This is a genomic window from Frankia tisae (assembly GCF_025403405.1).
In the GTDB taxonomy this organism is placed as follows: Bacteria; Actinomycetota; Actinomycetes; order Frankiales; family Frankiaceae; genus Frankia; species Frankia tisai.
Genome location: NZ_JANEZT010000182.1, coordinates 1 through 13,296, shown reverse-complemented (window position 1 = coordinate 13,296; position 13,296 = coordinate 1). Strand labels below are relative to the sequence as shown.

Sequence of the window (13,296 nt, the reverse complement as noted above, 5' to 3'; positions counted from 1 at the left end):
GGTGGAGGCGGTGGAGGCGGTGGAGGCGGCATCCAGGGAGGCCACCGTCGGCCCGACCCCACCGGCGACCGGCGCGGTCCGCGGGGTACTGACGCTGGTCATGGTGCCTCGGCGGCGCCCGTCACCGCCGGCTCCCGCTCCGGGCCGCCGGACTCGGGAGCGGTCATGCCGCCGCCGTGCCCGCGAGGTCCGCCGGCCGGGCCCCGAGCCGTTCGGGGCGCCGCGGCGCACCGAGCAGCTCGTCGAACAGGGCCTGGTAACGCTCGGCCGACTCGGCCCAGGACGACGAGTCGAGGTAGCGCCGACCGCAGCGCGCCGGCAGCTCACGCAGCGCCGAGAGCAGCGCGGGAACGTCGCCCGGCGGAACGAGGGCGGCGCCGTCGTAGCGGGCGGCGGTCTCGGTGAGACCGCCGACGTCGGTGACGACGACCGGCAGCCCCGCCGCCATCGTGACGTGCAGGGGACCGGACGCCGACGAGCGGCGGTAGGGCAGCACCACGGCGTCCGCGCTCGCGAAGTAGGAGTTCACCTCCACGTCGTTGACGTACCGGTTGACGAAGGCGATCCGGTTGCGGTGACGGGACTCCTCGATCATCCGCGCCGGCAGGGTGTGGCCCTCCCAGGTCTCCCCGACCACCGTCAGCCGGAAACGGCCCGCCTCGGCATCGGTCAGCAGCTCGAAGGCGGCCAGGAGATCCTCGAGCCCCTTGTAGGGGCGAATCGTTCCGAAGAAGAGCAGATTGGTGATCTGGTCGTGTCGCCGCGGTCCCGGCACGCCCGCGCTTCCCGCATGTTGGGCGTAGGGACCGTGCGGGATCACCGCGATCGGGCGGTCGTGCAGCCCGAACCTTTCCCGGACGACGGCGGCATCATGCTCGGAATGGACGACCACGCCGTCCGTGCGGCGGAGAAGCCGCGGAAAAACCCGGTTTACATAAGCCGCGGCACCGGGCCGGATGGCCTCGCCCGTGTCCTGCGTCTCATGGAACTCGACGACGACTCGGGCGCCGCACAGCCGGGCGGCGGCGATGAGCGCAAGGTAGCTGTGCAGAACGGTTCCGGTCCACCACTGAAGTACGATCACGTCGGGCCGTTCACGAACGACGAATCGCAGCGCTCGCGGCATCGTCAAACCCCAGAACCAGTCAACCCCGTTGAATAGCGGCACCGCCTCGGGATACTGCTGGGTAACTATCGAGGTATCGCCGGCCCGCGCCCGCCCCGGATAGAACCGGGCCGGCAGGAGACGGCGCATCAGAACGGCGGAGGTGAGCAGATCCCCGCGGCGGGCGAACGCCTGGGTCAGCTGGTGGGTGTAGTAGCTGATCCCCGAGGCGAATTCCCAGCCGGAGCCGACCACGCACACGCGGCGGTGGGCGGCGGAATGGCTGGCGGCGAGATTCCCGGCGGCCGGCCGGCCAACCCGGGCGGCGCCGTGGCGGGCCCGCCACGGCGACCGCGGGGCGCCGCCGCGCGACCGGCGGGACTCGGCCAGGATGGTGCGCAGCACCCGCAACCCGTCGGAGAAGGCGTTGAGGTTGCTGGCGCCGAACAGCCGCTGATGCTCGAAACTCGGTACCTCCGCCACCCGCAGGCCCGCGCGCGAAACCCGCATGTTGATCAGGGTCTCGACCTCGAAGCCGTCTCCCCACCTGGTGGTCTGCGCACGCTCGCCCGGATCCAGGCCGAGGAAGGGCAGACGGTGGCGCCAGAAGGCGTTGTAGCCGTAGCAGAGGTCCGAGTAGTCGCTGCCGATCAGGGTGTTGACCAGCCGGTTCAGTGCCGCGTTGCCCGTCCGGCGGAAGCGGGTGATGTCGCTGCTGCCGCCACCGGCCCGGAACCGGGATCCCTTGGCGTAGTCCGCCCCCGCGGTCAGCGCGGCCACGAAGGCGTCGATCTCGCCCGGATCGGCCGAGCCGTCGGCGTCCAACATGACCAGGACGTCGCCGGAGGCGACGGCGAAGCCACACGCGAGCGCATTACCCTTACCGCGCCGCGTCTGATGGACGATGACGACGTCCGGGCGCAACGCGCGCGCGACCTCGATCGTATCGTCGGTCGAACGACCGTCCACAACAATGATCTCGGCCTCGGCGGGAAGCCGGGCAAATACGTGCGCGATATTACGCGCCTCGTTCAACGTCGGGATGATGATGCTGATCGACGGCATGTCGTCGGCACTGCTCAATGTTTCCCCCCGGGGTACGTTCAAAGAAGACCGCAATCACCTGCCACAACGCCGATGCGTCGGTGCGCAAGAAAGAAGGCAGCCATCGCCGGAAAATGGGGCAGAATTTTGCGACCGGGCGCCATCCCGCCGATCGTGCCGACCCTCCGCTGACCGCCTACGAGAAGTAGCGGCAGATCCGTTTAGGTCCGCCAGCGACGCTAGCATGTTGGTTCGCGGGCCGTCGACCTGCGCTATGGCGCGACAAGCCGCGACGACATCATTCTCGGCCGAATAATCGAGTGATCGGATGGAGTCGGTACTCCCGCTACGCGGGCCGCGCCGGGCCGATCGACGAACGTCGTTCCAGGGGCGAACCTGTTGTGCTCATGGGATTTCGGCCGCCGGCACCGCGCGTTTCCCTCCGAACATCGATCACCGGGGCCGCCCATCAGTTGTCGCCCAGCGACGCAGGTTCACGGCGGGCCGTCGTTTTGTGTGACGCGTCACCGCCACGGATCGGCGACGTATTTGCGCCCTAATTCTATTTGGTGTCGATTGCCCCGGCACCCCGGCACCCCGGCACCCCGCTGGCCGTGCGTCTTCCCCTGGACACCAGAGCCGACACCGCAACGCGGGTCAGCTTAACTTGATCTTGATGTCGGCCACCGACCACCAGTGGTCGCTCACGGCAACGGTGAGTTGCACCCGGACGTAGCGGGCGATGGCCGAGGGAAAGGCGACCGTGGTGCGGGGACCGTCGCCGCCGCCGGTCGCGACGGTCCGCCAGGTGGTCCCGTCGAGGGAGACGCGCACCGCGTAGCCACGTGGCTGGTCGCCGGCGCTGGGGCCGGTGTCGAGATCGACGCCGCTGACCGGCGTCGGGGTGCGCAGGTCTGCCTGTAGCCACATGCCCGGCTCCTGGGGATAGCCGCTGGTCCAGCGGGTGCCGGGCAGGCCGTCGGCGGCCAGGGCGGGCGCGGTGTCGGTGCAGCAGGCGCTCACCGCGACCGTCGACGCCGACATGCGAGGCCCGAGCCCGGGCACGGCGGCGGAGTCGGAGGCGGCGAGCAGGCGGCGCACGACCGGCTTGACAGCGGCGTACCAGGCGTCGCCGAGCGCGTTGTAGCCGACCTGGTCGGGATGCAACCCGTCGACGTAGTGGTCGGGGCCGACCACGGAGGCCAGGTCCACGACGGAGACGCGCGCGCCGGCGGCCCGGCTGGCGGCGACGACACCGGGGACCGCCGCGTTGAACTCCGCCCAGGTGGCGTCGTGGCCGTTGTGCATCGGGGCGAGGGTCGACACCAGCACGGTGACGCCGGGGCGGGCCGCCAGGACGGTGCGCAGCAGCTCACCGAGCCTGGCGGCGGCCTGCTCGGCGGTGGCCCCCTCGTTGATGTCGTTGGTGCCGGCCATGAGCAGGACGACATCGGGCTGGGCTGCGCCGACCCAGCTGGCCGCCTGGCGTTGCAGCGCGTCGAGGCGCCAGCCGGGATGGCCTTCCTCCCGCTGGTCGCCCAGGTCGGGGGGGCCGCCGCGCTGGGAGCCGACGAACACGACCGGCTCACCGTCGTTCTGCACCAGCCGGTGCCACAGCTGGGTGCGCCAGCCTCCGCTGGTGACGAACCCGTCGACGAGCGAGTCCCCCAGTGGCATCACCCGGATGCGGTTCTGCGTCCCACCGATCTCGCCGCCGCCACCGCCAGCACCGCTGGCACTGGCGGCACCGCCAGCACTGGCGGCGAGCCGCGGGCCCGGCCAGGAGAACGAGGCCATGGCCCCGGCCGGGACCTTCGCGGTGAACGACACCCGACCGTCGTCGACGGTGACCGCTGCCTCGGCCGTCCCCGGGTTGTAGGCGACCAGCGCGCGCGAGCCGTTCGGATTCACGAAGGCGACGTTTGCCAACCCGCCGGGTCCAGGCGAGGCCGTGTCCACCCGGACGGCACCCGGCCTGGTGATCCTGGCCAGCTGGCCGAGCGCGTAGTACTCGGGGCTGTACTGCACGTTCCCGGTGCGGCGGTCGATCGTGACCAGGCCACGGCAGCTCGGGCAGCCGCCTAGCTTGGGCCCGCCGGTCTCGTCCAGCGCCACGTTCCAGTAGCTGACCGTGGCAGCACCATTACGCGTCGCGCCGATCACCATGTTCTGCGCGCTCCAGCGCAGGCTGTCGCCGAATCCCTTCGACCAGGACCCGCTGGAGCATTCGGTGACGTATTGGGCGAGGTTCGGCGCCTGGCCGCGTAGCACCGCCTGGGCGGAGGGGTCCCCGCCGTAGCAGTGCGAGGCGACCCCGGCGATCCACGGCGCCGCCGCGGGATCGCTGAGGACCTGCAGGGCGTAGGAGCCCAGATCCCAGTTCTGATCGGAGATCGCTATCCGGGTGTTCAGCCCGGCCGCGCGCAGCGCCGGGCCGAGCGTGGCGATCACCGCCGCCTCCTGCTGGGCCGTCATCGGCATGCCGGGATGGTTCGCGAGCGGCGCCAGCGGTTCGTTCAGCGGCGAGATCAGGCTGATCGGCACACCGGCGTCGGCGTAGGCACGGGCGTAGGCGGTCAGGTAGGCGGCGAAGGCGGCGATGTACTCGGGCCGCAGCGGGCCGCCGGCGGCCCCGGCCAGCGTGCCGCCGGTGCGCATCCAGGCCGGTGCGGTCCAGGGAGTCGCCATCACCCGCAGGTCCGGGTTGAGTGCGCGGGCCTGCCGCAGCAGGGGCAGCAGGTGCTGCTCGTCGGAGGCGACGCTGAACCGCCGCAGTTGCGGGTCGCGCTGGCCCGCGCCGACGTCGTCGTAGGTGACGGCGGCGCGGGAGAAGTCGCTGGCGCCGATCGGCTGGCGCAGGAAGCTCAGCCCGGCGCCCGCGTCGGGGTCGAACAGGGAGCGCATCAGCCTGCCGCGCTCGCGCGACGACAGTGTCGTGTCGATCAGGTAGGCGGAGGAGTCGGTCAGCGAGGCACCGATTCCCTCCATGACCTGGGACCGCCGGTCCGTGTCGACCCGCAGGACGCCGTCGGCCGCGGCCCGACCGGTCGACGGGGCCAGCCGCACGTCCGGCTGACGGTCCAGGTGGCGCACGCCGTCCGCGGTGGTCAGCCACACCGAGGCATGCGGGTGCGCGTCCGGCCCCACCACGCCGAGCACGATGGACACGGCGACGACGGCGGACAGCAGCCCGATCACGGCAACCGCAAACGGGCGGGACCGCGGCCGGGACGCGGCCACGATCGCGCCGAGCTGCGGGGTTCGCTGCAGGGTCGGTTCGGCCATGGTGGGCGTCCGTCAGCCCTCGTGCCGGGGACCGTAGTAGGAACGCAGCCGGCCGTCCGGCTGGAACAGCGCCTTCAGCTCGCCGGAGGGCCTTTCGAGGATGACGTAGCTGAACCAGCCGAACGGCACGGAGACGGCCACCAGCAGCAGCGCCACCCAGGGGAACGCCGTCGCATGGTGGCTCAGCAGGTGGTGGGTGTCGAGGTAGAGCAGGATCGGTTCGTGCCACAGGTAGACGCTGTAGCTGATGGTGCCGGCGAACATCAGGGGGCGCGCCGCGAGGATCCGTCGCCACCAGGCGCGCGGAGGGGCGAACAGCGAGCTGCCGAGCAGCAGCGAGAACGCGATCATGGACAGCATGGTGAACTCGGTCGAGGTCCGGGCGTCCTCGGCCCGGATGGCGCACCCGTAGACGAGAATGGCCAGCGCCACGAGCCGGACGGGGATGAGCCAGACCGCCCGCAGGGCCTGGCTGCCCCACCGGGCGTGGCCGATGGCGAGGAACATCCCCATGCCGAACATCTCCGCCTTGGCCAGGGGGTTGAACCAGATCGCCCACCGATCCGACGGCTGGTGGGCGACGTCGAGCGCCCACCAGTGGTACACCAGCGAGCTGATCAGCATCACGGTGGGCGGCGTCGCGATGACCAGCGCCCGGACCGCCGGGCGGGACCGGGCGGGATCCCAGCGCCGCAGGGCCAGCAGGATGAGCGCGACGGTGGCGTAGAAGAAGATCTCCACCGAGAGGGACCAGGCCGGGCCGATGGTGTAGAAGATGCGGCGGCTGTCGAAGACCTGGGTGAAGGTGAGGTGCTCCACCAGGTCGCGCCAGTCGCCGGGCAGGTCGGGGTTGCGGTAGGTCCAGACCAGCAGGGTCGCGAACCAGTACAGCGGCAGGATGCGCACGGCGCGGCGCAGCAGGAAGACCCGCGGGCTTCCCACCCGCCGCCCGGCGAGGACCTGGCGTGCCGCCGGGGCGTAGAGCAGGAAGCCCGACAGCAGGAGGAACAGGCTGACGAGGCCGTCGAGGTTGAGCATCACATGGCCCAGCGGCGTCCCGGCGTACGCGTAGCCGTCGGGGGTCGAGCCGGCCGCGTCCCCGCCAGCGCCCTCGCGGCAGAACTGGTAAGCGTGGAAGACCACGACCCCCAGAGCGGCGATTCCCCGATATCCCTCAAGGTCGTCCATGCGCGCCAGCGCCCCCGACGCGGGCGTGGACGACGCGGGCGAGGTGGACGCTGTTGACGACGTGAACGCTGTGGGCAGGCCGGTCACGCTGATTCCCGCTGGTAGGCCGGGCTGGGCACGGGCACCTGGCGCGGGGTGACCCGCCACTGGCGCTCCCCTCCTATCTCCTTGATCTGGGCCACTCGGGCCAGGGCGTTCTTGTACTCGGTGTAGAAGAGACCGGCGAACAGGGCGTAGACCAGGAACCATCGCCGGCGTCGGCGCACGTCCGGGTGGGCGAGCAGGTAGGCGAAGAGGCTTTGCGCCACGCCGACTCCCGTCGTGACCAGGGTGAGGAACAGGAAGAACGGCATGGCCCAGTGCACGCCCCGCCCGGGAACCGGGTGCAGCAGCAGATACCCCAGCAGCGGGAAGATCTGGATGGAGATCCACGGGTAGAGCTCGCGCCAGCCGAGCAGGAAGGCGGCCCCGGCCTTCTGCCGGCGGTTCAGGGCGGGGGAGGCCAGCGCCGCGCCGAAGTACTTCCGCGAGACCTGGAACCAGCCCTGCGCCCAGCGCAGCCGTTGGCGGGTCAGTGCCCGCAGCGTGGTCGGCGCCAGCTCGAAGGACAGCAGCGCCGGATCGGAGGCGATGCGAACACCGGCGAGGATGGAGCGCACCGAGGAATCTATGTCTTCGGTGAGCATGCGGGGTCGCATCCGGACGCGGCGCAGAATGTCGGTCCGCCAGTAGCCGTTGGAACCACCGAAAATGCCGAAGCCGTGCAGTTTCGCCCGCCCCGGGTGGCCGACCGCGTACATGGATTCGAATTCCACCGCGACCATGCGCGACAACCAGCTCGCACCGCCGTTACGGATAATGCAGTGGCCCTGCACGATGTCGTAGGAGCCGGACAGCCACCGCCACGCCCGCGTCAACGAGTCCGCCGCCGGATGGTGGTCGGCGTCGAAAACGCCGGTGAAGTAGCCGGTGGCGATTCCGAGGGCGGCGTTGACGTTCTGGGCCTTCGAGGTGCTGCCGGACACCCTGAGCACCACCAGCCGGGAATGATCGCGCGCCATTTCCTGCAGCACGGGCTCGACCGGCAGCGAATGGGGGGTGTTGTAGGCGAGGATCACCTGGAGGGGCCCGGCGTAGTTGATGCGCAGGAACGCCTCGAGGGTGTCGATGATCGTCGCCGACTCGTTCGGCAGGTACGCGGCGATGATGACCGTGGCCGGCGGCGGATCTCCCGGTGGGAGCGCCGGAGGCCGGATCGGGTCGAGCGCGAGCAGACCTTCGACGTAGATCGACCCGGCGGTCCCGACCAGCGCAAGCACGATGAAGGCGTAGACGGGGCCGAGGACGTCGACCCCGAACTGGGCCGTGAGCGTGTAGTAGAGGTAGGGCAGGCCGAGCGCGAGGACGAAGCTGAGCAGGGCCTGCGCGGCGGTCGACCCGATGACGCGCCCGGCCGCCCGCCAGGCCGCCGCCACCGCCCGTGCACGTGCGGACCGCCCCGCGGGCGCCGCACCCTGACGACCCGGCGCCGCACCCTGACGGCCCGCCCCACCCTGGCGACCCGTCGCACCGGCATCGGCGGACGGTTCTCCCTGGGCGCTGGCCCCCTCCCCCGGCGGCTCCCAGGTGCAGGGCTCCAGATCGAGCCGGCTGGCCGCGGTCACGGCGGCGGCCCTGGCCCGGCCGATCAGCACGGCCGGATCCGTCCGGCTCACGCCGACCAGGCCGACGGCGGGGGTGATGCGCAGATGCTCCTCGGCGTCCCCGGCTCTCACCGTGAAGGACCGGCTCGCCAGCGCGGCGTTGAGCTGTTCGAGCTGCTTGCGGACCCGGGCGGCCGGCGCCGCCGGCAGGACCCACAGCAGCTCGCCGTTGCTGCGCAGAGCCGGCTGCTTGGCCAGGCCCAGTTCCGCAACGGTGACGTCGCGGACCCGGCTGACCAGCTCCCAGGTTGCCTGCGCCCCGAGGCGCTCGCGCACCCGTCCCAGCTCGCTGACCCGCAGACAGACCAGCACCCCCTCCCGTCCGACCAGGCGCAGCCGCCGACCGCCGCCCTGCTGGATGGCAACATCGTCAAAGATGTCCTCGTCCTCGAGGGCGAGATGGGCCAGCCCCCGCCGGTTGCGTTCGACCCGGCGCTGGATGCTGGCGACGAGGCGGCGGGCGACCGCGTCAAGCTCATGCGTCGGCACCCGTGGTGCCTGCGGTCGGTCGGCCGGCGAGAGCAGGGGGGTGTCGGCACGACGCGCGGCCGGGATGAGCCCGGCGACCAGCTCCTGATTGATGACGATCTCGTTGGTGACGGTCGGATCGTCCTCGTCCGGCTGCGCGACGCGCACCGCCAGGCCGTGATCCTGGAGCAGGTCGGCGAGGTACTCCGACTCGTCGCGGTGCCGTAAGGAGACGCGAATCCACAGGCCGGCCGGTGCCGCGCCGGCGACGTCCGGCGGGTGGACGGCTCGGACGCGGTGACGGCCGACGGCACCGCCGTCCTCAGCGTCCACAACTAACCCACGGTCGAATCGCCAACGTCCGCCATTCAGTGGCTGGTATCGCTGGTATCGCTGCACGAGAATTATAAAAAAAGGCAGACATATCTTCCCCCGATATGACCTCTGCACGGTTCCCTCAGGAATCCTCAGGCTGTCGCCGACTCGGCGCCCACGACAGGGCCGCGCCGCGTTACCCGGGAGCGGATCGCGCCCATCGGCGGGGGCGGTACCGCGTCCCTCTGTTTTCGACCCTACGGCACCGGAACACCGCCACATACGCCCCGCAATACCAACGACGCCCATCTGTGACCCACATCACAACAACACCTGGAATCCTGTAAAGGAAATTCTCCGCCCGCCTGACGCACTCGCATTGAAGACATCTCATAACGTCCATGATTATTGGACCGGAACGGTCGCGGATCGACATAACTGGCCCGCCGGCCGTACCCGAGGCCACGGCGAGAGCCACGTTCGCCTACTTCAATCACGACCAGAACATCCTCACCAGCTGGTTCAGCATCGAGTACACAATGTGGTTCGACCGGCTGCTCCCCGGGCTCGGCCGGCAGGAAGCGTCGATCCCGCTCGGCGAGACGCCCGCCTGCTCGCGCAGGTCGCCGTCCTCGGTGGGGCGTGCGCGTTCTCGGTGGTCGCTCCGGTCGCCGGGCAGGCCTTCGGCGAGCGGGCCAGTTCGCCATCACTCCCGACCGCGACTTCGCCGAGCGCCTCGGCGACCCGAAGGACCACGGCGTGCGGTATCTCGTGACCCGCGCGGTCAGCGCGTCGAGCCGGTCGACGCCGTCGCCGTCGCAGACGCCCATCCGCGCATCGAGACCGACCCGGCCTATCGGCCCGTCCGCGTCGAGCCGAATCCCGATGATTTTCTCCCTACGGCGAGATGGATGCCCGCGCGCGCAACGGTGGACAGCAGGGCGGTGCAATGTCCCACCCCATGTGTCGTCCGTCACTACATCCCATCCACTTGTCAAACCGCGGAGTCGGACATTCTCGAACCATTCCCATTCTTTGGGACACTTCGCCAGCGGCGGCGGATCGACGCTCAACCGGTGGCGCGGGCCCGCCAACCTGTCACTAAATCTAATTGTGACGCCCATTCGACATCCAGTTACCATCGACCGAGCAACTTTACGGTCCGCACATTCCCCCAAGCCGCTTGACACTCCCGGCTGTCGGGGTTCTACTTGTGCACATGGGGGAGAGACTTGCATGCAGTTCTTTGGGGGGAACCGGCGTGGTGCGCAGCCACCCAGAGGAGGGCGACTCTCCGGTTAAGTGTCAGCCGTAAGGAGCTGGCACGGCAGGGGCACAGCCCGACCAGGTTCATCTTTCGCCACACCGCCAGGCATCGGGTTAGCCGACCAGTTCACCTTCACGCCGCGCCAGACCACCGTCGCGCGAGCTTTCCGTGCGGACCGGCATGTCCAGCTGTACATCGCAGTATTCTTTCTGCTTCAGCGAATGCGATGACGCCCGCATAACGGTCCGACGGCAGCAGTCACCAGTCCGCCCGGCACCATCGCCGCTGGCTCCACCAGTGCGAGGTAGAACTCTGTCGACCATCCGATTCGGTGCCTGCCGCGGCGTTCCATGCCCGGGTATGGAACGCCTATTTATTGCCTGTCCACAACATGCGCCCGCCGCCCTGGCAAGCCTTCGATCGTGGCGCAGCTGCCACAATGTAACTACCGCAGCGCAGGGGGAACCGCGATGCCGCAACCAGATGCCGCCGGATCACTGGAATCGAACGGTCCGGACCTCGAGAACCTGCGAGTGCGCCACCCTGCGCCCCGCGTCCACCTAAGCCCTTCCGGCCCACGCGTCTCCGTCATCATTCCGGCCATGAACGAGGCCAGGAACCTGCCGTGGCTGGCCCGCCGCATGCCCGCGGGTCTGCACGAAATCGTCCTGGTCGACGGTCGCTCCGTCGACGACACCGTCGCGGTCGCCCGCTCCCTGTGGCCGGGCTTACGGGTGCTGACCCAGACCCGCCGCGGCAAGGGCAACGCTCTGGCCTGCGGGTTCCACGCCGCCACCGGCGATCTCATCGTCATGATCGACGCCGACGGTTCGATGGATCCTGGCGAAATACCATACTTCGTGGCCGCTCTGGAGGCCGGAGCCGACTACGTCAAGGGCAGCAGGTTCGTCGCCGGGGCCGGCTCCACCGACATCACCCGCCTGCGGGCCACCGGAAACCGCGCCCTCAACCTGCTGACGAACTGGTCGCACGGCAGCCGGTACACCGACCTCTGCTATGGATACAACGCCTTCTGGCGCAGAATCCTGCCGGTACTCGGCCTCGACGACGGGCAGGCCGCCGACTCCGCCGACTCCGCCGAGAGTAACCGCAAGCGCTGGGGCGACGGATTTGAGATTGAAACCCTGATCAACATCCGCGCCCATGTCGCGAGGCTGCGCATCGCGGAGATCGCCTCCTTCGAATCGTCCCGGCTGCACGGGCGCAGCAACCTCAATGCCACCTCCGACGGCCTGCGCGTCCTGCGGACGATCGCCGTCGAGTACCGGGCGGCGCGTCGTCGCGGCTCGGCATCCCGGGCCAACCGCGGCCGAGCCGCCACCACGACTGCCGCGCCGGCGGCCGTAGCGGCGACTTTCGCGGCGCCCAGCACGCCGCTCCCGGTCCCGGTGCCGATTCCCGTCCAGCCGTCAACCGACGCGGTACCGGTTCGGCGGCCCGAGGGCGAGCGGTCGCTGTCGAACTCCACCGCGCAGGCCGGAGGATCGCCGGCCTGATGAGACAGCGGACGGTGACGCCCGGACCGACGGCTCACGGGCGGGCACGGTGCAGCGGGGATGACGATCCCGCGCCGGCAGCGGCCGGCGCGGGGACGGGACGCGGGCAGTGAGGCTACCCGCCATGGGCGTTGATCGGCGGCTACGGCTTCCCGCCCTTGGCCGGGTTGCGTCCATCAGCGCCAGTCTGATCGCCACCCAGGCCGTGACGAGCCTGCTCGGATTCGTCTACTGGACCCTGGCCACGCGCGAGTTCAGCATCGGCGCCGTCGGCCTCGCCGGTGCCGCGGTCTCGCTGATGATGCTGCTGGGCACCCTGGGCATGCTGGGCCTCGGCACCCTGCTCATCGCCGAGTTGCCGAGTGTCGGCCCGGCCCACCGCCAGCTGCTCCTGCGCACGACCCTCGCCATCACCGCCGCCGCCAGCACCTTGCTGGCGCTGGTGGTCGCGGGGGGGGTCCACCTCATCCCGGCCCACAACCTGCGCCCGATCAGCTCGTCCCCGTGGACGACGCTGGGTTTCGTCGCCGGTGTCGCGCTGACGGGCGTGACGCTCGTGCTCGACCAGGCCGTGCTGGCCCTCGGCAACGGCCGCCTCCAGCTCGAACGCAACGTGGTCGCCAGCACGGTGAAGATCGGCGCGCTCCTCGCGCTCGCGCACACGGGCCACGGCGGCGGTATGGCGATCTTCCTGTCGTGGACGATCGGCAACGTCGCCTCGCTGCCGCTGATCGCCTGGCGCGGAGCACGCGACGCAGGCCGAACGCGCGGGCCTGCCATCGACCTCACCCTGCTGCGGGGGCTGGGCCGGCGGGCCGCCAGCCACCACGTGCTCAACCTGGTGCTGATGGCCCCCATGCAGCTCCTGTCCGTGATCGTCACGATCACGATCTCGGCCGAGCACAACGGCTACTTCTCCATCGTCCAGCAGGTCTCCGGGTTCGTGTTCGTGCTGCCGTACAGCATCACCATCGCCCTGTTCGCGGCCGCGGCCGGTGATCAGGAGACGGTGATCCGGCGGATGCGCATGACGATCCCGATCGGCCTGGCCGCGAGCCTCGCGGCCGACGCGGTGCTCCTGCCGGCCGGCGGTCTGGTCCTGGCCGTGTTCGGCCACTCGTATGCGACCGCCGGCGTCACCACCCTGCGGATCGTCGTGCTTGCCGGCCTGCCGTTCGTCATCAAGGACCACTACGTGGCGCTTCGCCGGGTGCAGGGGCGTACCGGTCGGGCGGCGATCATCTGTTCCGTCGGCGCGGTCGTCGAGCTCGCCGCGGCCGCCACCGGTGCCCAGCTGGGGGGGACGGCCGGGTTGAGCGCGGCCTGGGTCGGCGCTCTGCTCATCGAGGCCGCCCTGCTCGTCCGGCCGCTGTGGGCCGCGCACAAGGCCCTGCCGCCCCTGTC

Annotated in this window: 6 protein-coding genes; 2 read left to right on the top strand and 4 right to left on the bottom strand. The window is 70.4% G+C overall.

The features are described 5' to 3' along the window. Positions 1–163: 163 nt before the first annotated feature. The 4 genes from NBZ85_RS34065 to NBZ85_RS17865 all read right to left on the bottom strand — a co-directional run bounded on the left by NBZ85_RS34065 (position 164) and on the right by NBZ85_RS17865 (position 9,126). Positions 164–2,170 carry a glycosyltransferase gene (locus tag NBZ85_RS34065; RefSeq protein ID WP_498041247.1) on the bottom strand — a complete coding sequence of 669 codons (2,007 nt, stop codon included), beginning with the start codon at positions 2,168–2,170 and terminating at the stop codon, positions 164–166. A gap of 636 nt (positions 2,171–2,806) precedes the next feature. Further along, positions 2,807–5,434 (bottom strand): GDSL-type esterase/lipase family protein, encoded by a 2,628-nt coding sequence (locus NBZ85_RS17875; RefSeq protein ID WP_261556398.1) that lies wholly within the window; start codon positions 5,432–5,434, stop codon positions 2,807–2,809. A 12-nt stretch (positions 5,435–5,446) separates the two neighbouring features. Further along, positions 5,447–6,622, bottom strand: coding sequence for an acyltransferase family protein (locus NBZ85_RS17870; RefSeq protein WP_261556399.1), 1,176 nt, complete (start codon positions 6,620–6,622; stop codon positions 5,447–5,449). Between the two features lie 83 nt (positions 6,623–6,705). Then, entirely contained in the window at positions 6,706–9,126 is a 2,421-nt protein-coding gene (locus NBZ85_RS17865) for a glycosyltransferase family 2 protein (protein WP_261556400.1), read from the bottom strand. A gap of 1,782 nt (positions 9,127–10,908) precedes the next feature. Between NBZ85_RS17865 and NBZ85_RS17860 the strand changes: the two genes are divergently transcribed. Together NBZ85_RS17860 and NBZ85_RS17855 are read left to right on the top strand one after the other, a co-directional pair. Continuing rightward, positions 10,909–11,892, top strand: a complete 984-nt coding sequence (locus NBZ85_RS17860; RefSeq protein ID WP_261556404.1) for a glycosyltransferase family 2 protein — start codon at positions 10,909–10,911, stop codon at positions 11,890–11,892. A gap of 124 nt (positions 11,893–12,016) precedes the next feature. Continuing rightward, on the top strand, positions 12,017–13,296 hold a 1,280-nt coding region (locus NBZ85_RS17855), incomplete at its 3' end, for a lipopolysaccharide biosynthesis protein (RefSeq protein ID WP_261562267.1).

Excerpts from the sequence above, each read along its gene's own strand:
- NBZ85_RS17875 (WP_261556398.1), bottom strand. The coding sequence starts at position 5,434 with ATGGCCGAACCGACCCTGCAGCGAACCCCGCAGCTCGGCGCGATCGTG.
- NBZ85_RS17870 (WP_261556399.1), bottom strand. The coding sequence starts at position 6,622 with ATGGACGACCTTGAGGGATATCGGGGAATCGCCGCTCTGGGGGTCGTG.
- NBZ85_RS34065 (WP_498041247.1), bottom strand. The coding sequence starts at position 2,170 with ATGCCGTCGATCAGCATCATCATCCCGACGTTGAACGAGGCGCGTAAT.